Source organism: Nocardia nepalensis (assembly GCF_048910785.1).
GTDB lineage: Bacteria > Actinomycetota > Actinomycetes > Mycobacteriales > Mycobacteriaceae > Nocardia > Nocardia nepalensis.
The window spans coordinates 420,900-444,895 of the sequence record NZ_JBKBET010000040.1 but is presented as its reverse complement, the minus strand read 5'-3'; the positions used below and the strand labels follow the sequence as shown (position 1 = coordinate 444,895).

Below are 23,996 nucleotides of genomic sequence, written 5' to 3'. Positions count from 1 at the left end.
CCAGGGGTGAGCGCAGATGGCTGAGCTGCCCGGATATCTCAAATGGCTGGAGTGGGTGGCGGGCTCCGATTGGCCCGCTGGCGACCCGGACGGCATGTGGGGCCTGGCCGACGACTGGCGTGCCGCCGCGGCCGGACTGCGCGATATCCTGCCCGACATCAGAGATGCGAAAACGGCGTCGCTGAAGGCATATCAAGACGGCGACGGCATCGAGAAGATTCTGGAGAACTTCGACAGCTACCTCGAGGGGCCGCAGTCGCTGGAGAATCTGGCCAAGGATTTCGAAAAGCTCGCTGATTCGGCGACCGGTGTCGGCACCGAAATCGAATACGGCCAGTTGATGCTGATCACCTCCTTGGCACTGCTGGCGGCCGAGATCGCGATCGCGTGGATTTTCCCGCCGACCGCGCCCGCCGAGGAGGCATTGGCGATTGCCGGGACTCGCGTGGCGATCCGGATCATCGCCAAGCGGATCATGGACAAGATCGTCGATATCGTCGCTAAGTTCCTTGGGCGGCGACTGGCGAATTTTCTGGTACGCCATATTGCCATCGATACCGTTCTCGGAACGGTCCAGGACTGGGGTATTCAGCAGTACCAGGTGGATTCGGGGCATCGCAAAGAAGTCAACTGGGAGCAGGTCGGTATCACCGCGATCAGTTCGGCGGTCGGAGCCGGAGTCGCCAGTCCGATCGGTGAGCGGCTGGGCAAGAAATTCGCCGAAGTGGAGATGAAGGCCTGGTTGCGCGGGCTGCTCACCGGCGCGTCGGCGGGCACGATCGGCGCCATCGCCGGATTCGGCGGCAGCGTCGGCGCGCAATTCGCGTTCACCTGGGCCAAGGATGGGCCGGAGGGCGGCTGGGACAAGGCCGTCGACGGTCTGAAGCACACCGAATTCGACCTGCGCATGTTGACCGCGGGGGCGTCGAACGGCGCGATGTCCGGTGCGAATCGGGCGCGGGCCGAGGAGTTCTATCAGAAGAGACATCCGGAGTGGTTTCGGCCGAACGGTTCGCCGGTTGATCCGAATACGCTGGCCCGCGTCGGTTTTCGGCCTGATGCGGGTACGTTCGGCGACGGTGCTGATGTCAATGGGCATGCGCGGGCAGGTGATGGTTCGGGAGCCGGGCAGGCCGGTGCGGGTGCGCCGCACGCGGGACAGTCGGGGGAGGCTGCGCCCGATCACACCGTTGGTGCGGGGGCAGCCGATGGTTCGACTGCGCATGCTGTTGACGGTGGTTCGCCGGCATTCGGTGCTGACGCGGCTTCGAATGGTCATGGTGCGGGCGATGATTCGGCGCATGCGCATGCTGACGGTGGTATGTCGAAGGTGGGCGCTGGTGATGATGGTGCTGGTGCGCGGGCCGGTGATGACGGCGCCAGTGCGCGTGCGGGTGATGACGGTGCCAGCGCGCGTGCCGGTCGTGGTGGTGATGATGGTGCGATTGCCCGTGGTGATGATGGTGCGAATGCGCGTGCTGGTGATGACGGCGCAAGTGCACGTGCCGGTGATGACGGCGCAGGCGCGCGTGCTGGTGATGACGGCGCAAGTGCACGTGCCGGTGATGACGGCGCAGGCGCGCGTGCTGGTGATGACGGCGCAAGTGCGCGCGCTGGTGATGACAGCGCAGGCGCGCGTGCCGGTCGTGCTGGTGACGATGGTGCAAGCGCGCGTGCCGGTGATGACGGTGCCAGCGCGCGTGCCGGTGACGATGGTGCCAGTGCGCGTGCGGGTGGTGACGGTGCCAGTGCGCGTGCGGGTGATGACGGTGCGAGTGCGCGTGCGGGTGGCGATGGCACGACCGCGCGCGGAGACGATGGTGCGAGCACTGCGCACGCTGCAGATGACAGCTCCTCGAACGCGCGCGCTGATGACCGAGGCTCCGGGAATACGCAGAGCGCGGGCGATGGGACCCCGGATCGGCAGGTGTCTGCGGATGGTCGAGTCGACCAGTCGAGTGCGCGGGATTCGGAAGGCGCAATCGGATCGGATGGTGCCGTCCGACCCGCAGGCGCCGCCACGGCACATTCGGATCCAGCTGCGGCACACACGAACTCGTCGGCGGGCGAATCGAGTGGCAACTCGACCGAGCACTCCGCGTCGGTCGAAAACGCGGGATCGCAGTCGCACGAATCGGGCCAGAACAGGCTCGACGCCGGTACCCGCGCCGAACTGACTCCCGCAGGCGCAGAACACACTTCGACGTCGACCGCAGATGGATCGCGCGTCTCCGCTGACAACGCGGCAGCGCAGGCAGCCGCCGCGACAGCCTCGCCCGCCACCCAGACCGGCGCTGCCCCACTCCACACCTCAACATCCCCGACGCAAGCCTCCGACCCCCGGACCGGCGCACCAACATCCACGCCCCGCCCCAACGCCGCCACCGAGGCGCGCCCGCAGCCCGGCACGCCCGCGAACTCCGAAACCCCGCGCAGCGAGCAGGCCCGTCCCCAATCAACCGCCGAACCGCGCACGGCCGAGCCACGCCCGACAGCATCCAGCCCAGACGCGCGCACCACCAGCGACAGCCGCACCGGCACAGACCGTTTCCGCACAGACACACGAACCGCATCCGAGGCAAACCACACAACCGAAACCCGCGCAGCCGCAGCACAATCCACCCCCCACCCACTCGCCGCCGAACCAGTGGCAGGCCCACGCTCAGAACCCGCCCCCCTCCACTCCGACGCACACGCCGACAACACGGTCACCACCCACCCCACCAGCGAGACCACCGCCCACCCCAACTCCGATCCACCGCAGCGCTCGGACAGCGATGTCCTAGCGCGGCCTGACGCCGATAGTGCAGCGCCTGCCGATAGTGATCGCCCGGCACAGCCCGAAAACAACGCCGCCGTCCGGCCAGATGCCGACGTCGCGGCGCGCCCCGAGGGCAATGTCGAGGTCCACCCCGATGGCGCTGGTGCCGTTCGTGCCGACGGCGATGCCGCTGTGCGGCCTGACAATGCCGGTGCGGTGACGCCCGCCGGCAACGGCGTCGTGCGGCCTGATGGTGACAGTTCGGTGCATCCCAACAGTGACGGCCCGGCGAGGGAGGGCAGTGCCGCGGTTCGGCCCGATGGCGCTGGTGCCGTTCGTGCCGACGGTGATGCCGCCGTGCGGACTGACGGTGACCGTGTGGAGAGGCCTGATGGCGTCGGGGCGGCGCGCGTGCACGATGAGGGGGCGGTGCGCGCCGAAACTGCCGAGGAACGGCGCGCGACGGATCCGAGAGCGGTTGGTGACTCTAGTCCGGACCATCGTGTCGACAGCGCAGAATCCGACTCGCCCACGACGTATCGCGTGGACAGCTCGGATGCAGAGCCGGTCGCGACGCGTCATGCGGATAGTTCGGATGCGGAGTTGTCCGCGGTGCATCGTGTGGATGGTTCGGATGCGGAGTTGTCCGCGGTGCATCGTGTGGATGGTTCGGATGCGGAGTTGTCCGCGGTGCATCGTGTGGATGGTTCGGATGCGGAGTTGTCCGCGGCGCATCGTGTGGATGGTTCGGATGCGGAGTTGTCCGCGGCGCATCGTGTGGATGGTTCGGATGCGGAGTCGTCCCCGACGCATCGTGTGGATGGTCCGACTGCCGAGTCGCCCACGGCGCGGGGCGCACAAAATCCGGATGGGGAGTCGCCCACGACGCATAGCCCGGACAGTTCGGATGCCGAGTCGTCGAAGGCGCGTCGTGCGGATAGTTCGGAAGCCGACTCGCCTACGACGCATCGTGCGGATAGCTCCGATGCCGAGCGGGGGCGTCGGGATGAGGATGTTGCGGCTCGGCGGGCGGCGGCGCGGGATCGGGCGGAATCCGTGGATCCCTCGGTGGTTTTCGTACCGCAGCCGGGTGCGGAAGCGGTTCATCGGGCGGCGGGGGATACGTCCACCGATCGATCCGCGCGGGAGGGGGCGGATGCTCAGGATCGTCAAGGGGCGAGCGATGAGATCCGGACGATTTCGGAGCGCAATCGAGGCCGCTGCGCCGAGCTGTCGTTGCGGCTGATCAAGGCGCTCACCGGTAGTTCGGCGATCACATTGCCGGGGCGAGTCATCGGCCTGGATGGTATGACCGCCGCTGAGGTGCAGACGGCTGCGGGTGGGCAGTTGCGTTCGTTCGGTGATCACGCGGAGATCGCGAGACTGTTGCTTTCCATGCCGGAGGGGTCCTCGGCGCTGGTGGTCGATGAGTACCGCGGTGCGGTCGACGCCTATAAGGTCGGCGCGCACGCGTATGTGCTGGTGCACGAGAACGGCTCGATCGTGGTGCGCGATCCGGAGGCGGGCCGGGTAGAGGGTTTCCCGCCGACGGTGCCGCGCGAACTCCGTGGCACGTATGCGATTGCCTTCGATGCGGCGGGAAATCCGTTGCACCCCATCGGTTCCGAGCATGCCGCCGATTCCGCGGTCCGGATCGGTCGCTCCCTGGACGCGCAGCCCGATCAGGTCCGTGAGCTGCTGCGACAGACCGAGATCGGTCGGCGGATGATGGCGGCCTTCGACAGCGGTCCCGTGCGTGACGGCTTCGAATCGACCGCCGACGACGGTCGGGCCGGTGAGTTCCGGCGCCGCGAACTCACCGCGGTCGCGTATACCTCGGGTGCCGACCATGTGCAGCAGGCGCTCACCCTGGCCCACGAATCCGTGCACGCCGAACGCTATGTGGAGGGCCGCACCGGCGATATCAGGTCGATGTCGCGGGACGAATTCGTGCGGACCATGGTCGATGAGGAGGCGGCGGCGACCGGCCGACGATTCCAATTGGCGCAGGAATTCCGGGATCTCGGCCATGACATCAAGGTGCACCCACTCGAGCAGACCTACACCGTCGCCCGCGACCGCGCCGCGGCGGAGTTGGCCGGGTCCGGGCTGAGCCCGGCCGAGATCCGGCAGGCCGCACATGAGGTCGGCGTCGACGCACTGCGTCGGGAGATCGCGACCTACGAGTGGCGAAATGGCAAGAACTACACCGATTTCTACGGCTCCGCCTGGGATAGCGCACACGCCGCCATGGCCGAAACGCCGCCGGAGCGGATGCACCAACCCGATTCGGCGGATCGAATCGCGGAAATGCGCACCGCGGCCATCGAGCGCGAGGCAGCGTTGCGGCATCTGCGGGAGATTTCCGAAGAGGTGACCAGACGGGCCGCGGACCTGCACCTGGATCCGACCCTCACCAGAGAGCCATTGCAGCGGCAGATCACCGACCGCCTGCAGCGGATCACGAATGAACTTGCCGGAGCGGATATTTCGCCGCAGCGACAGGCCGAGCTGCGCAGCGAAGCGCACGATCTGCGCAGGCTCGCCGATCTCGCGGACGAACGCCAGCACGCACAGGCGACCTACGATCACCGTGCCGATCAATTGGCCACGACGGCATTCGGGGAGGTGCTCGGCGAGCACCTGCGCGACAACCCGAATGCCCGAATGCTCAACGAGCACATCATCCATATCCCCGGCGAACCCGATCGGCTCATCATCGCCTCCGGCACCGACGACCACCAGCGGGTACTGCAGGAGGCGCGGCGGAACCCCGAGATCCGGGACCTGTTGGCGCGACCGGATGTCGTGCGCGAACATCTGAATGTCGATACCGACCAGACCGGTCGAATCCGGGTCGAGGCGATCGACGAGCCATCGGCGCGTCAGTTCGATCGAGCCGCCGATCTGACACCACTCGATCGTGCCGGTGAAGCCGCCCGCGAGCGCATCGCGCGCATTCGGGAACAGCTGGTGGAAACCGAAATCGGCCGCTGGGCCGACGAGGTGCTGACCCGCCACGACGTTCGCATCGTGCACGAATCCGGCGCGGACGACCGCTACTACCCGAGTCGGCGCATCCTCGCGCTCGACGTGGGCGCCTCCGATGCGGCGCAGATGGCCGCGCTGGTGCACGGCGCAATCCACGTCGAACTGGCGCATGCCCGCGAGACCCCCGGCGGCGCGCAGGAGCGCATGCGGTTGCCGCGGGAGGATTACGTCGCCCGGATGATCGACGAGGAGACCAGGGCACATGCCTTGGAAATCGTTGCGGCGAAGCAACTCCGGGCAGCGGGCCATGAATTCCCGGAGACCGCGCTCGAGCGCACCTACACCAGCGCCTACGACGAAGCCCGAGCGAAGGCGCACGACGAGAATCCGAAAACGTCTGCTGCGGAACTGGATCGGATCGGCAATGAAGCGGGCATGGATGCCATCCGCCCCGAGGTCGCCGAACATCGCCCCGAGCACTCCACCGAAACCCATGCCGAGTTCTACGGCAACGCTTGGGATGACGCGCACGGCATCCGCTCGTTCGACGATATCGTCAGGTCGGCCATCGCCTCCGGGGAGCGTTCGGTCACCGTGCTCAGCGAGGGCTCCTCGGTCCATGCCGCCAGGAAGGTCGAGCTGGTCACCTTCAATGACGGCACCGAGCTGATCCGCAAGACCGTCATGAATCCGCGCCATGCCGTAGCCGAGCGGCTGGCATCGCTGTTGGGCCGCACTATCGGTGCGAATGTGCCGGAGGTATTCCACGCCAAATCCAATGTCGTGTACATGGAGAAGCTGGCGGGACGCGTTGCGGCCGAGCGACATCCGCAGTTCGTGGATGTGCATGAGCTCGGCTACGCCGATACCGTCGCGGGCCGTGCGCTCGGTCTGCTCGACACCCTGATCCGGATTCCGGACCGCGATGCGCAGGGCTGGATGATCGGCCCGCAGCGCGAGGTGCTCGGCATCGACCACAGCCGTGGCTTCGAGGAGAGCGAGGCCGCGCGAAATGCGTTGAGCCCGTTCGCCGAACACTTCCTGCGCCGCAATGGCGACAGCGTCGAGTTCATCGACCACCACCTGCCGCGTTCGGTCGTGGACGCGATTATCGAACGCGTCGCCGCGCTGCGCCCGGAATTCGAGAAGGACGGCCGCGGCGGCTGGCACGACACCGTCATGTCGCGTCTGGCCGAAATCCGGGAGCACGCCAGCGACGTGCCGCCCGACCACGGCTCGGGCGATATCGCAATGCGGCCCGAGGATTCGAGCAGGCACGAGGAGGAATTCGACGACCGACCGAACGCGTACACCAACCGCTACGGCGGGGACAACCAGCACGGCATCCATGGCCGGGTCGATTCGGACGGCGTGCTGCGTGCGACGGTGCGAGTGGGCGACGGCACCCCGACCGGGCGCGAGATGTTCCGGGACATGATGCGCGAGCTCGGACATCAGGTGAGCGAGATCCGCGCCGAATGGAATGCCGACGATCGGGTCCGCGACAACCTCGACACCTTCAACGCCGGTGTGCAGGAGCTGTATCTGACGCCGGAAGAGGCGGCGCGCAACACCTTCACCGGCAAGCTGGCCGTCGAACTCGGTTTCACCGAGGTGAGTTTCGATCACGAGGCGATGCACGGCAGGCCGGGCGAATACGAGAAGGTCGTCGCGCATTTCAGCAGGCCGGAAACCCTTGGCCCCGAACCGATACACCGGCCGGAGGCACCCGGCGACGGCGCCGATTCACCCGAGTTCCGTCCCGCGACAAGCGACGCTCCCGAACCCGATGCCACCGGCGCTTGGCAGTCGCGGCCGCGCGATCCGGCCGGTGGCCCGGTCTGGGAACTGCTGGGGCGCAGCGCAACCGGGCGCGAGGCCGCTGATACGCTGCGGGCCGCCGGTGCGTCGGTGCGCTTCAGTGATCTCGGAAATGATGCGGGCCAACGGGATTCGTTCAACGGCCGGACCATGGATGTCTCCGTCGACACCCACGACCGCAGTCAGACTGCGCAGGCCGAGGCAATGGTGCGCGCCGCAGTGCTGGCCGACGCTGTCTTATCCGGTCGGGTCGAGGTCGATCCGGCCCGCATCCGCGCCACCGAGCGCGCGGATTATGTTGCGGCGCAGCTACGTACGGACGCCGAGGCGCTCGGCAGGCAGGCCGAATTCCGCCGGGAGCTGAGTGCGGCCGGATATCCGGACGCGGCCCCGACCCCACACGATGTCGCCGATTCGGCCTATACCCGGGCATTGCACGAGCAATACCTGGCCGCCCACGACGCCGCCGTGGCCGCCGCGGATCCGGCGCTGGGCGAGCACGAACTACGCCGAATCGGCCGCGAGGCGGGCGTCGAGGCGCTGCTATCCGGCGACATGTTCGACTCGCCGCGGTATCCGAGCGAGGGCGCGAGCCTGCGAGATATCCACGGCGGCACCTGGGATGCCCACCAGCATCCGGACGCGCCGGACGGAATGCACCAGCACGAGCCGACATCCGCGGAATCGGCACGGGAACTACAGCGCCTGGTTCGCGAGCATGCCGCGCTGACGCGGGAGCTGCGCGCGGTCGAAAGCGATTGGGATCGAGCGGTTCGACGGCTGGGCGCCTTCGATCCCGATACCCACCGCGGCGATCGCGATCTGTTCGAGCGCGGCCGACAGGCCGTGACGGACAATAGAATCCGGCGAACCGCTGCGCTGGGGACGACATCCGAGCGGGCGACTCAGCTGCGCGCACTTGCCGAGGTGACCCGCCAGCATGCCGAGGTCGAGGCACGACGCAACCGTCTCGTCGACGAGATCGCCGCACGAGTCGGCCGGGATGTGCTCGACGCGGAAGTCCGGGCGGGCGAAGGACATTGGGCGAATGACCGAGTAGCCGTGTTGCCGGGCGAGCCGCTGAGAGTGGTCGTGGTGGAGGGCCGCGGCGATCATGCCGCGATATCCCGTGCGGCGGCGGACCGCGGCAGTGACCTGCACCGCGCTGTCCGGTACGGCGAGGCTGTCGCGGAACGGCTGCGCGTGCGCGTCGACGATTCCGGGGTCGTGCATGTCGGCCGGGAGGGCGTTGATCTGCGTGCGGCCTGGGTCGAGGACGCGGCCGCGGCGGTGCGTGCCGAGGCCGAACACCAGGTGGCGCCGCGACCGCCGGACGAGCCCGCCGGGGTGCCGCCGGACCTCGGCCAGTCGATGGCCGACACCGCCGAGGTCGCGCTGAACCGGCTGCGGCGCGTCCTCGGCGCCAACGATCTCGGCCGGTGGGCGAGCGATGTCCTGGCTCGGCACGGGGTGGAGATCCGCTTCGGGCTCGACACTGATTCCAGCCGCTACGACGGCAGACAGCAGCGCGGCCTCGACGCCGGATACGATCCGGCGTCGAATACGGTGCTGCTCGGCCTGACCGAAACACCCGCCGAGCACGCCGCGGCGGCGATCCGGGCGGCCTATCTGGCCGAACAACTCGGCGCGCCGAACGGTTCGCTCGAGCGATTCACCCTCGGCCGCGACGAATACGTCGATGCCATGCTGGACCGGGAGGCCGTGGCGCAGGCCAGAGCCTTCGAATTCGACCGGTGGCGCCAGTTCGGGACCGAAGCCGTCCCGGCCCCGGAGACGTTGTTGTCCAAGGCGTATAAGGACGCCTTCAAACAGGCACAGCAGCAGGCCGAGCGGGCCTACCGCGACAACCGTGAGATCGCGGACACCATGATCGATGCCGCCGCGCACCAGGCCGCCGCGCGTGCGGTGCGAAATCGGTTGGTCGAGTTGGGGCCGCACATCGACGGCCGCGACCTGGCCGCGTTCCATCGGGCGCAGTGGGACAGTGCGCACGGGATCACCCCACAGCACGGCGAGGCGCCACCAGCGCGCCGCACCGAGACCCCGGCGGTGGTGGAACAGCGCAGCCGCCAGTACGCCATGGAGATCGAATCCCTTCGGCTGCTGCGTGATTCGGGTCGATTCGTGCCCGTCGGTCCCGCGGAACGGGCCTACACGAACGCCTACGACCGGGCATACGAGCGGGCCGAGCGTGCCGCGGCCCGCTCGAATGATCCGAATGCGATCCGGCCGGAGCGCGCGGGTTACGAGGCCGGTCGCGAGGCACTGCGCAAATACCTCGACAAGGTCGGACTGGAGGCCGCCGAGGTCGCGTTCGATGTCGCGCGGCGCGCCGACGACAACCTCGACAGCTATCGGCCGTGGTCGGATCGGACCGATTCCGAGACCGGGCATTCCGCCGAGCCGGACGAAACACCACGGCAGATGAGCGGCAACGAGGCCGCGGACCGAGTGCGCCGAGCCGTCGACAATGAGCTGGCCAACGATCCGGGCGGTGCTCGGCTCACCGATCGGGTCGCCGAATTCCCTGGTCACCGGCCTGTCGGACGCGGCAGGCTAGTGGTGGTGGCACCCGAGGGCCAGCACATGGACGCGCTGCGGGAACTGGCGGCCACGCATCCGCAGTACGCCACCGCGCTGTGGGACGGCACGCAACGGATCGAATACCTACAGGTGGGCCCGGGATCCGATGGTCTGCACGACGCCAGGTGGATCTCCGCCGATATCGCCGAGGGGCCCTACCGTCGCCCGACCGAAGACGAGGCGGCCACCGAACTGCTCGCGCACTACCTGCGCTACCGCGCGGCCGGGCAGACGGATCTCGGCTTCGACGCCTGGGTGCGCCAGCTCGGCCCGGATGCCTTCAATACCAGGGAGAATGCGTCACCGAACCTCGACGGCACATTGCGCCTGGACTTCATCGCCCGCGGTTACGAACTGGCCGAGTCGAATCCGTCGATAGCGGAGCCGCATCCGGCAGAGGTGGCCCGCCGCCTGATGACCCGACAGGTGCCGCTGCCCGAATCTACCGGTACGACAAGGGATTCCGCGCGGGAGCGCCATTGGCCCCAGTTCACCCACACCTCCGTCGAGACCCGCGCCTGGCGCTTCCGGGTCACACTCCAGTCCGATGGCAATGGCGGCTGGCGGATCGCGCCGCCCATCGGGGATGGCGGCGCCTCGGATGTGCTGGCCAGGCAGTTCCACGGGATGACCGATACCGATACCGGGCGGCTGGGAGAGCGGATCAGCCGGATCCTGCTCGACGGCTCGGCCGATCTGAACGACCACGGCGCCCCGAAGGGCCTGTTGCGCAGGATCACCGACCGGCTCCCCTTCGGAAACCGTTCGGATCAGGGCGATTCCGCGCCGCGCCCGATCGATCGGCCACGGCCCGGCGACGATTCGTTCGACGCACCGGAGTTCCCGCCGACGCATCCGGACGACGGTGCGCAGGAACGTCAGGCGCAACAGCAGCGTCAGGACGCGCTCGATCGGCTCGCGGCCGAGAACGCCGCCGCGGTGCGCGAGCGCGACGAGGCGAGGGCCGCAGGCGATCCGGAGCGGATCGCCAGGGCCGAAGAGCGCGTCGAACGGCTCGATGCGGCAATGGCAAGCGCCCTTCAGCGCGATGCGTTGCTGCGGGCCGGTGCGATTCCGGTGACCGACCGGGTCGGTGTGGTGCCCGGTGAGCCCGCCCGGGTCTTCGTGGTCGGCTGGGGCGACGGTGATCCGGTTCGGCTGCTGGACGCCGCCGCGGCGAGGTATCCTCGGCTCGCCGAATTGCGGGCCGAACCCGGAACTGTCGTACGCGAGCTGCGGATCGGTCCGGAGGGCCAGACGCGCGTTCTGCGCGTGGATGATCCTGCGGCGCAGCATAAATCGCCGGCTCGGCAGGAACGGTCGTCCGGCTCGGAGATCGAGCGACCGGCCCAGGCCGGTGGTGGCGGGAAGAAGCCGCCCGCCGAACCTCCGGTTCCCGCCGGGACACCCGACGAGCCGGATCGCTCGCGGAATGAGAGCAACGGGTCCGCGGATCCTACGGCCCGTCAGCCGGTCCCGGACGAGCCGCGCCGCATCGTCATCGACGCGCACGGCGACGAGGTGCCGCTGCGGGTGACGCCCGACGGCGAGGGCCGCTGGCGGGTCGAGGCGCCCGAGGGATCCGGAACACCCACTCGCGCAACGGAATCCGAGCCGCTCGAGCGGAAGTCGCCGCTACGCCGGGCATGGGAGCGGATTCGGGAGAAGCTGCGCGTGCGCGGCTACGTTGGCGACTACCCGAAGTATCCGTCGGGTTCGGGCGAGGACCGACGCGGCCAGAACGCGGTGAAGGATGGGGTGGAGCATGCGCCGGAGCTGTTCGAAAACCATCCGCACGCAGCCCACCCGCCGCAAGCCACGGTGCCGCACGGGCCAGAGTTCCGGCCCGCCCCGGAAGGCCACGACCAGGGCCTCAATATGGCCCGAATCGCCAAGGAGGGCTGGACGGCTTGGCGCAACCGGGAGCATCTGCCGATCCTGAACCGTCTCTCCGGGCGCATCCGGGATGTGGCAGGCGATTTCGTGGTGCCGCGCACGCCAGATGGTGAGGAATATCGGTTCTGGGTGAGCGATGCCGATCCGGATCTGGTGCGGCAGACGGTGACCGAACTACTCGAGGTCGAGGCGATCGCGCCGGAGGAGGCGAGGGCGGTCCTCGAAGAGGCGCTCGCCGTCGCGGATCCGGAACAGCGTCGGCGCATCATCGAGGATCTGGAGAACTTCGGTCTGGTCTCCGATGAGGAGGCCAGGGCGCTCGAACAGGAACCCGCGCAGCCGGAACGGAACGCCGAATTCGACGGTCCGCCACCCGAAGACGAGTCGCTTACCGATCTGGCGCACCGGCTCGGCTTCGATCTGCCCGATGAAAGCCCGGAGGCCATCCGCCGGGTGCTCGACGAGCAGGAATACCGGACGTTGCGTGAGGCGGCGGCGATCGCGGGTCTCGCGGAGGCGGCCGATCGCTTCAACGAGGAGGTGACCCGCCCCTATGTCAATGCCGACCTGGTGGGGGAGTCGGGCCCCGAGCTGAACGGGCGCAAGTCGCCCGCGGGCGAGATCGACGATCCCGACGCCCGCCGACAGGCCGAAGAGGACGACTTCTACGACGAGGACGAGCCTGAGCCCGGCCCCAAGTGGGGTGTGCCGGATGCCACGGGCCGTCCGGTGCCGCTGACGGATCGGGTCAGCATTTTCGACGACAACCCGATGGGCCGGTTCCTCAAGGAGCTGATCAGCGCCTTCGACGGCCATCCCGGCCTGCAGAACTACACCCCGGTCGGCAACGGCGCCGACCCGCTGCGCGAATGGGGCGATATCGGGGCCGGCCAGGAACTCGGCCGTGACCAAGGCCCTCGGGTGTTCTTCGAGCACGCCCTGCGCCGCGACCAACTCCGCGACGAGGCCTCGACCTGGGCACAGATGTTCGGTCTCGACCTCAACGATGTGAATCCGCGGAATCTGGAGCCCACGCTGCGCAGGCTGTGGGACGCGAACGACGCGCGCGCCGCCAGGGTCGCCGAATTCGCCGCGGCCGCCGAACCGCACCTGCGCGCCGGGGAAGAGGAGCCGGTCGGGGAGATCCATGGCGATCAGGTCGCGCGGGTACCCGTCGGCGACGGTGCACCCGACCGGCTGCTGGTGATCAACGGGCCGCTGGAGCGGGCGGATGCGCTGGCCAGGGCGCTCGCCGACGATCCGGCCTTGGCCGATGCGCTCAACCGCGGTGAGGTCGAACTCGATTACCGGACCGCGCGCACCGATCGCATGGGCCAGATCCACCTGGATCCGGTCGAAACGCCCGAGGTGTACCACCATCGGGAAACGATCGATGGCCGCGAACTGGTCGTGACGATGGTGCGCGACAACGACGGCAACTGGCGCGCCGTCCAGGCTCCGGTCGACGAGCCGATCGCGGGCCACGAAGCCGGTCACGACGGTGACGCGCCACCGCGCACGCGCGCCGAGATCGTCAGCGAACTCGTCGATCTGGCAAGGGAACTCGGACCACTCGATCCGGCGGCGCTGCACCCGGATCGGATCGCGCGGACCATCGCGGAACTGAAGTTGGCCAATGCGCTGCGCGCCGGTCAGATCGAGGCGCTGGCCGACTTTGCCCGCACGATGAACGACATCGAGAACTTCAACGATATCGGCGATGCGCGTGGTCAACTCGCGCACCGGCTCGGTATCCCGGAGGCGGAGCTGACGCCGCGGCGGGTCGCGGAGGCGCTGGCCGATCCCGAATGGCGCAGTGCCCGGCGCGAGCAGCAGTTCAAGGATCTGGCCGACTACGCCAAGCGGTTGCGCGATATCGATCTCGGCGCTGTCAATGCGGCTCGCGATCGGCTGGCGAGCCAGCTCGGCTTGGTCGACTCGGAACCGTTGCTGCCACCCAAGATTCGCATCGCCGAGGACGGCGAGATCATTCGCGGCAACGATGCGAACGGACTGGATCCGGCGAAGCTGCGCAAGGTGATCGCGGGCCTCGAAGGAGAGGGCAAGCGCGATCAGGTAGTCGACGCGCTCACCGAATACATGCGCGCGCTGACCGACATCGATCCGTATTCCGATGTGCCGCGCGGTGATCTGTCCGCCGACCCGCGGGCCGCGGGTGAACCGCCGATCCACGAACTTGCCGCCCTGCGCGCACTACGCGAAATCGTCGCCGAGGCAATGCAATCCGGTGACATGCTCGATCTCGGCAAGGTGCTCGCCGACCATCCCGGCCGCGCCGAGGGCGATACTACGCCCGGCGAGGGGCGCGGACGGCCCGAACCGAATCGCGATTGGGCCCGGCTCGTCGGTGTCGATATCGCGGGCGCAGACGACGCGACCTTCCGCAAGGTGTACGAGGCATACCGTGACGGAAAGATCGAGAAACACGAAGGCCTCAGCCCCAAGGAACTCACCGCGGAACTCGGCCGCATGCGCGAGGAGATCCAGACGCGCGCCGAACAGATCAGAAGACTCGCCGCACTCCTCGACGAGTTCTACAACGCTCCGGCTGAGTTGGCGGGTGCGCCCGGTGAGTTGGGTGCGGCTGACGAGGGTGGCCCCGGGCCCAAGCCTATCGGCCCGGAGTCTGGATCGGGTGGTGCGGGCGATACGTCGGTCCGGCCCGGGAGCGATGAGTCCGAGCCGGATTCGCGGTCGGACTGGAAGCGGCAGATGGACGCCGAACAGGCCGAGTGGAACGCGCGCATGCACGCGGAACTCGATGAATGGGTCGCCAAGATGCGTGGGGGCGAGGATGCGACCGATCCGCGTTCGCGTATCGATGAGGCGTTGGCGCGTGAGTCTGCTGCTGCGGAGGAGGATTTCCGGCGTCGTGATGAGGCGGCTGAGGCCAAGCATCAGGAGTTGATGGATCATCTCGATGAGCTGGCGCGTCGGCTCGAGGAGCGTTTCGGAGAACTCGATGATCCGCGAAACGCTGTGCCAGAGGGGGATCCGCCATCGCGGATAGATGAGGCGTTGGCGCGTGAGCAGGCCGCTGCGGAGGAGGATTTCCGGCGTCGTGATGAGGCGGCCGAGGCCAAGCATCAGGAGTTGATGGATCACCTCGACGAGCTGGCGCGTCGGCTCGAGCAGGGTTTCGACGAGCTCCGGCAGTCGGATGAGGGGCCGGACGAGGACGGTCCCGAGCCCGCCGCCGGACCGTCCGGCCCGCCGCACGACCCATCGGACACTCCGGGCTCCGGTGCGAAACCGATTCCCGCCTCGGAAGCTGCGGACGCGGTGCGCGATACGAATGCCGATGGGGGAGTGGCGAAGTCGTCGCCGGACTCGCCGCCGACCGAGTCACGGCGCGGCGAGGCCGTTGAGGGGCGTTCGACGCGCGCGGTTGAGGGTTCCGATGGCGTGAAGCCGGAGACGGCAGCGTCCGATGAGACCGTCCGGCAGCCTGATTCGTCTCGCGCCGAAGAGGTTTCGGACGACGCGGCCCGTGTGCGACTGGAGTCGGCCGGTTCGGATGAGGCGGCCGAGCTGCCCCACTCCGAGGCCGCGAAGCAAGCTGAGCCGAAGCCTGTTTCGGTTCGTGCCGATGAGGGTGCGGATGGTACGGAGCGTCGGGAGACGGTCGGTTCCGATGAGACCGGGCAGCCTGGCCTGGTTCACACCCACGGGGGTGCGGATGGTGTGGAGCCCGCGCGTCCGGAGACCGTCGATGCCGATGCGGCCGAAGAACCGGTGGCCGAGGCCGGTGGTGGGGCGGAGAAGCCGCCGTCCGAGCCGCCTGGTCCGACGGTGTCCGAGCCCGAGGATCCGTCGGGGGCGGGCCACGAGGGTGCCGAGGGGCGGACCGGTCCGGAGCATGCGGACGCGGTGCGGGCGCATGCGGATGCGGTTGCGCGGCGGGATGCGCTGGCGGCCCGGGTTGCCGAGTTGGCGGATCGGCTTCCGGCGCAGGAGGATGCGGATGCCTGGTCGCCTCGGCGGATTCGGACGACCGTTGCCGAATTCGCTGGGCGGCGGCTGCTTTCGGACGCGGATCGTGCCGTTGTCGCCGAACTCGAGCGGATCGCACCGGAATTCGCGCGGGTTGATGCCGAGGTCGGTGAGCTTGCGGCGCGGATCGGGCTGGTCGACGAGTACGACCGGTTGCTGCAGGAGCGTCGCGATCTGGTGCGCGAGCGGGAGTTCGTGCGGGCCAAGGCCAATGTGCGCGCGGCCAATATGGGCCTGGATGATTCCGGTGAATGGGTGCACCAGGATCCGGATGCACGCGACCAGGCGATCCAGGCCTTGCATGCTCGTGCGCGTACCGATGTCGTCGAGGTGCAGGGCGGTCTCGAAGAGGCCAACCGGCAGGTGCGCAGCCCGGTCGAGGCCGGGGAGCAGGGGCGGCGCGAGGAGGCGCTGCGCAAACTCATCGCGGCAACCGAGGATTTCGAAACCCTCGACGATCAGATCCGCCAGGTCGATCAGCGGCTGTCCGAGCTGGAAGACCAAGGCGTCGCCCGCCATCGCCCGCCATCGGAGGATGCGGCCGCCGAAGTCGATCGGATGGCCCGCGAACGGGCCGAGGAGCTGCGCCAGATCAAGCCGCGGCGTGGCATGCGCGACGATCTCGCGGTCCGGCTCGGTGTGGTCGACGAGTCGGGTCGCCCCGATGAGGCTGCGCTACAACCGGATCGGCTGCACGCCACGATAAGCGACTTGCGCCGCCAAGTGAGCGAGGATGCGCACGATGTCGCCGCTCGCCATCGCGAGATCGACGCGCTTTTCGACGCCGCCGACGATGTGAACCAGGCGCACAACAGAATCGGCCGACTGCAGGACGAAATGGCCGCAGCCGCAGGCGTATGGCGACAGCAGGTCGAAACCGAGGGCGGCCGGATGGTCACCGATCGGGTCGGGATCGTGCAGGGCGAACGACCCCGCATCATCGTCTACGGTCCGCGCAGCGATCCGGCGGCGCCGCGCGCGGATCACGATCGGGCCCTGGCCGACGCACTGCGCCGCGATCCCGCGGTCGCGCAGGCGATGGTGCGTCCGGAAACTCGCGTCGAATACCGCCAAGTGCTCGCCGATCGCGAGGGCAATACCCGGACGGTGCGCATGGCGCCGCCGGAGATCAGGCGGCTGAGTACCGGCTGGCACAACGGCCGCCGCATGGATATGACGTCGTGGGTCGACGCCTCAGGCACTGTGCACCACGTTGATCCGACGCGTCCCGATTGGGTGGGCAATCGCGACGCCGGGACCGTGCCGAAGAAGTTCACCCCGAAGGATCCGCCGGACGGCGTCAGCGGCTGGGCCATGGAAGATGTCGTCAACGACATCACCCTGCCGACCGATCACGTGCCACCGGGCGAGATCGCGGAGAGCACGCTCCCGGTGAATATGCCGCAGGCGCCGGAGCGCTACGACACCTCCGGCGTGCCGCCGGGGACCGGCATATTCGAACAGCATTGGGGCGGTGACGCTTACAACATAACCAGGCTGATCCTGATGGCCGCGCAGACGCCGAAGCATCCCGCGGTGCAGGCGTGGATCCAGCGCCATCCGGAGATCGGCGAGTGGGTGCAGGCCCGGCCGTGGCTGCAGAAGATTCCGCCGTTCGGCACCGTCTTCCGCAACTACGCATGGTTCGCGGGGCCCGAGCGCAATATTCAGCCGCTGCATCGGCCGTGGGATCCGGCCGAACACGGCAGTCCCGCCGATCGGGTGGAGATTTCCGAAGGGCTGCAACGGGAATGGGATCGCGATGTCGCAAACTGGCGCCGCGTGCAGGACTGGGCCGACACCGAGTACGAACGATTCCTCGCCGACGACACCGATATCGACCGGATCATGGACGGTCTCGACGCCCATCGCCGCGCCCAACAGGTCGACGCGGCGCGCGATGTGGTCGGGGCTGTTCAGGACAGGCTGGTCGCGCCGGACCGCGGTATAGATCCGACCCGCGACGTCGATGCGCAGCTGCGGCGAATTCAGGACGGAATCGACAGCGTCGCGACCGATATGGCCGATCGCTTCACCGTCGACGACCCGATCGCGGTGCGCGACACTATCAATGACATTCGCGAACTGCTGCACGCCGGCGCGGATCCGGATGCCATCGCCGAGATCCTGGCCCAGCACATGCGCCATGACGTGCCGGATTTCTCCCGCGCCGAGATCGAACAGATCAAAAACCACCTGATGGTCGACGAGCACTTGGTGCGCGACTACACCGATCCGAACGGCGCATACGTCCGCCGCCCAATGGATCGTCTCGCCGATGTCGCCGAGGCGTGGAACCGGCTGATGGCGGGCGAGCCGCTGCCCCAGGATCTGGTCCTGCTGCAGGACGCGCGCGCCGAAGCCGACTTCCTGCGCGCGAATCCCGGTGCCACGTGGGCCGCGGCCAATACGCACGCCATCGGCCTCGGCTTCCACTGGGACGCGAACCGTCCACCACTCACCGACTGGCGCGCGGACATCCCCTATGCGGTCGATTTCCTCGCGCCGGACCCGTCCTGGTCGCCCCCCACCCGGCCCGGCGGCCCCGAACTGCCACCCGCGCCAGTTACTCCGACGAAGCCGGACGCCCCGAGCGCCGGCGCGGAACTGCCGCCACCGCCGGACGCGCCGGTTCCCCCGTCGAAGCCGGACACCCGGAGCGCTGGCCCGGAACTGCCGGCATCGCCGGACGCGCCGGTCGCCCCGTCGAAGCCGGACACCCGGAGCGCCGGCCCCGAACTGCCGGCATCGCCGGATGCGCCGGTCGCCCCGTCGAAGCCGGACACCCCGATCTCCGGCCCGGAACTGTCGCCATCGCCGGATGCGCCGGTTCCCCCGTCGAAGCCGGACGCCCGGAGCGCTGGCCCGGAACTGCCGCCACCGCCGGACGCGCCGGTCACCCCGACGAAGCCGGACACCTCGAGCTCCGGTGGCAGTACGCGCCACCCTGAAAGCGCCGAGCCGAGTAACGCATTGGGCGAGCCGCGCGCGATCGAGCCGCCCGAATCAGGCGGCACTGCAGGGGATGCGCCAGAGATGCGCGCGCAGGCTGCTGCGCCGCCTTCCGAAGCTGCGGCTCGACAGGCCGACATCGAGCGCATCGCGGGGGAATGGGCCGCCGCGTTCGTCGCCCGCGAAGACGCTCGGACCGCCCTCGACCGAGCCATGGCCGACTCGAGTCCGCAGCGTGCCGATGAACGACAAACTGCCGCACGCCGATTCGACGAAGCCGACGCGGATTTGACGCGCCTGAACGAGGAACTGAGCCGCGCGGTCGCCGACGACATCGGACACACCGAGGCGGACGATCCGGCTCAGCGACCGTCCCGAGATCCCGCGAGCCGCGAGTCGGGCGAATCCGGTGACACCAGCGATCCAGTACGCCGTATGGAGGAGGCGCATCAGCGTGCTGAGGCCGGGTTCGATGAGCTGGAGCGTCGGATTGATGGGTGGCATGCGGATGCGTTGCAGGAGAATGAGCGGCGTCATGAGGAGGCGCTTCGGTCGCTGAGCGAGCCGGAGGCGCCGGTGTGGCGCGATGAGTCGGCGCTGTCGACGGCGGATCTTGCGGATCCGCTGCGTCGGATCGAGGAGGCGCATCGGCGCGCTGAGGCTGGGTTCGATGATTTGCAGCGTCGGATCGATGCCTGGCATGCGGATGCGCTGGAGGAGAATCAACGCCGTTTCGAGGAGGCGCTTCGGTCGCTGAGCGAGCCGGAGGCGCCGGTGTGGCGCGATGAGTCGGCGCTGTCGACGGCGGATCTTGCGGATCCGCTGCGTCGGATCGAGGAGGCGCATCGGCGCGCTGAGGCTGGGTTCGATGAGCTGCAGCGTCGGATCGATGCCTGGCATGCGGATGCGCTGGAGGAGAATCAACACCGTTTCGAGGAGGCGCTTCGGTCGCTGAGCGAGCCGGAGGCGCCGGTGTGGGGCGGCGAGGCGCAGGCGCCGCCGCGTGCTGCCGAGCCGACCGCAGATCCGCAACGTCGGATCGAGGAGGCGCACCGGCGTGCCGAAGCAGGGTTCGATGAGCTGCAGCGTCGGATCGACGCCTGGCATGCGGAGGCGCTGGCGGAGAACAACCGGCGTCACGAGGAGGCGATCCGGTCGCTGGATGAGCGGTTGCGGCCGGTCGATCCGGATGACGGTGCTGCCCAGTCTGATCCGATTCGACGGATCGAGGAGGCGCGGCAGCGGGCGGAGGCTGGGTTCGATGAATTGCAGCACCGGATCGATGCGTGGCATGCGGAGGCGTTGGCTGAGAACAACCGGCGTTTCGACGAGGCCATGCGATCCTCCGGTGAGCCGGGATCGCCCGCGCGGCCGACGCGAGATGACTCCCGTCCGGCGGAAGTCGTTGATGGGCAGCAAGATCCGGCATCCAACCGCGATCGAAAGCCGTCAACAGGGCAGGGCGGTGAGCCCGGCGACGCGCGAGTCCGATCGATCGAAACACCGGACGAAGAGCGCGGATCGAGTGCGCCCGAGGCGAGCGGCGATGGGGGATCGCAACATCCGCCGCAAGACCCGCCGAGCCCAGCGCAACCCGAGCCCGGCGAGCCCGATTCGCACGGCTGGCCGCAGGACGGACCGCCACGAGTACACGAACCTGTCACGCGAGAACTGCGAGATGCGTTGCCCGGGTTGGCCGCCCGGATCGAGGAAACCACTGCCGCCCGTCAGGCCATGGAACCCGGTATCGCAGACGGCGCAAGACGGCTCGGAATCAATCCCGATGGATTGAGCGCACATGAAATACAACGTGCCGTCAACGGTTTGGTCGCTGCGGCGGAGGGGCGTGTCGCGGCGCTGCGGGATCGCGAAGGCATCCCGGCCAACGAGATGGTGCAACATTTCGCCGATATTCGCGCCGCCGAACAACATGCCGCCGAGGTCAGGGCTGCCACCAGCGCGTATGCGGCCGAGCTTCGCCGCTACATCCAGGCAGTAAACGACGAGGCCGTTGCCAGGCAGGGCGCGGCCGTACTCGCGGCGCGGGATGTGCTGACCGGCGAACGCGTGCACATGGTCGCCGAGGGTGTCGGGATTGCGCCCGATGGACAGCGGGTGATAGTCGCCTCGCCGTCGTCGGCGCCCGAGCAGGTCATGTCGGCCGAGGTGCGGCGTCAGCTGGCCGAGCAGGGCATCGGGGTCGAATTCCGGCACGTTGTGGTGGATGAATCCGGAGTCGTCACCGTTACCCCGATCCGCCCGCCCGAGGAAGGCGCAGCAGCGGCTCGCCCGGCCGGGCCGGAAACACCGGGCGCTCCGGAACACGGTGCGGCGCAGTCGGATCCAGCGACACAATCCCGCGAGGCCCACACCGGTTCCGAGCCGGATACCGGAGCGGTACCCGAAGGGGACGCGGACGGTCTGACTCCCGAGAAGCGAGCCGAACTCGAGCGGCTGCGCGCGGAACGCGCCGTGGCCGTCGCCGACCGCGAAGAATTGCGCGATCTGCGCCGGATCCGTGCCGCAGGTCTGCCGGTCGATGTCGAGCAGGGGCTGCGGCCGGGTCAGCCGCTGGAATCGACGCTCGAAGAGCTGCGCAACCGGACAATGCTGGTGCACGAGCAGGCGGATCGGCACGCGCGGATCGACGCACTCGAGCGCGCAGCCCACGAATTCAACCGTGCCGAAGCCGAGGTGGTGCGGCTCGAAGAGGCGATCGCAACGCTCGAGCTCTCCGGAACGCCGGAGGCGGTGCACGCCGAAATGGTTCGGGAGCGGGCGGCGCTGGCGGCGGAGCGAGAGTTCTGGCGGGCCAAGCGAAATGACCGGGCCGAGCGCTTCGATATTCGCGATCCGGACCGCGCGCTGAACCAGGACAACCTGGAGCCGACCCTGCGGCGGCTCAGCGGCGATATCGTCGGCACAAGAGACATCGCCGGTACCGGTGACGAAACCATCAGGCCGGAGCCGGAATTGGTGGGCTCCGCCGAACGCACGCAGCGCGAGAACACCGTCTTCAAGCTGCAAGACGCGGCGGAACGGTTCAACGAAGCCGATTCCGCACTCGCCGAACTGGATCGGCGCATCGCCGCTCTCGAAGGCGCGGATGTCGGTGCCCACCGGCCACTTTCGGCGGAGGTGCGCGCCGAACTCGACCAACTGGGTGCCGAACGCGCCACCGAAGTGCTCGCCGCTAAGCCCTGGCGCGGCATGCGCGACGACGTGGCCGACCGCCTCGGTGTGAACCGAGATGCATTGGGCCCCGGCGAGATCGACCGAACCCTGCGCGAGGCGGCGAACCGCCTGGAGCCGACCGCGGAGGACACCAGGCAGCTGCGCCTACTGCGGGAGGCGGCCGACCGAGTCAGCCAGGCGGACAACAGGATCGGGCGCATCCAGGATCAGATGGCCGAATTGGCCGGAGCGGGTCGCGACGCACTGGCGGCCGAGGGGGCCAGGCGGATCACCGATCGGGTCGGCATCGTCGATGGCGAACGGCCCAGGATCATCGTGGTGGCCCCACGCGGCACGCTCGAGCATCCCCGCGCCGGCCACGATGCCGCGCTCGCCGATGCGATCCGACGCAATTCCGCAGTGGCACAGGCGATGACACGTCCCGAGACGACGGTGGAGTACCGCGAGATCATCGCCGAGCGGGAGGAGCCCGTGCGACTGCGTGAACTCGCGCCCCCGCGCCGCGAATATCTCACCGCGGGCTGGCGTGAAGGCGCGCCCGGCATGCACCTCACCCGGTGGCAGGACGGCGACGGCAAGTGGCATCCGGTCAACCCGACCCGGCCGGACTGGACGAACAACCGTCAAGGTCCCCGGGTGCCAAAGGAATTCGAGCCGCGCGTACTGCCGGAGGGGGTGAGCGGCTGGGCGGTCGATCCGTTCCAATCCTCCATTGTCGACCCGTTCCTGGATACGCCGCCCGGCGCGATCGATGAGGAATTGCTGCCGCGGATACCCGGAATGGACCCGCTCGATCCCGGCGTACCGACCTTCGAACCGCCGATGGCCGGCGTGTTCTACAACACCATGCGCATCGTCCTCGAAACGGCGAAGCTGACCGGGTTCACCTGGTTCAGCGATAAGGACCATCCGGGACGAATCCGCCCGGGATTCAAGGGACATCCCTACTTCCGACCGCGCGCCGCGGATGTGCAGCCGATGGCGCGCGAATGGGATCCGCAGGATCGGGTGCCCGATCGCGGCGAGTTGTCCGAGGAGTTCAAACAGCGCCAGCGGGATCAGGAAGCGGCGTGGGCGCGAGTGCAGGACTGGGCCGACACCGAGTACCGGCGGTTCCGCGCCGACGACAGCGATATCGACCGCATCGCCGAACACCTTGCCACGCACCCGGATGCGGAAGACGCGGCACGCACGGTGCGTGCCGCGGAGATCGTCGATCAGATCGCCCGCCGACTCGACAGCTCCGGCGACCTCGCCCCGATCGCCGACGCGCTCACCGGCCACCTGCGCGACGAACAGCCCGGCGACGCAACAAGATTGGTCGACGATATCCGCGACCGCCTCGGCCACCTGCAGACCGACCGCGCCGAACTGACCCGCCTGGTGGCGGACCGACTCGACAACTCGACCCCGGGCTTCACCCGCGAAGAAATCGAGCAGATCAAGAACCACCTCATGCGCGACCCGCATCTGGTGCACGACCCCGAGGACGGCATCCTGCGCCGCCGCCCCCTCGACGCCGTTGCCGACGTCGCCGAGGCCTGGAACCGTCTCATCGCGGGAAATCCACTCCCACAAGACATCCTGCTCCTACAGGACGCCCTCGCCGAATCGAACTACCTGCACCGCAACCCGATCGCCGCCTGGCACGACGCCAACCAACACGGCATCCGCATCGGCTTCGACTGGAACGCCAACCGCCCACCCCGCACCGACTGGCGCACCAAAATCCCCTACGCCCCACCCCGAGTAGACCACCACC

At 68.6% G+C, this 23,996-nt stretch carries 1 protein-coding gene; it reads left to right on the top strand.

All coding sequences use genetic code 11. The features are described from left to right. Positions 1-16: 16 nt before the first annotated feature. Positions 17-23,996, top strand: a 23,980-nt coding sequence (locus ACHQ4I_RS39285) for a WXG100-like domain-containing protein (RefSeq protein ID WP_476445420.1), incomplete at its 3' end; no start/stop codon positions are given.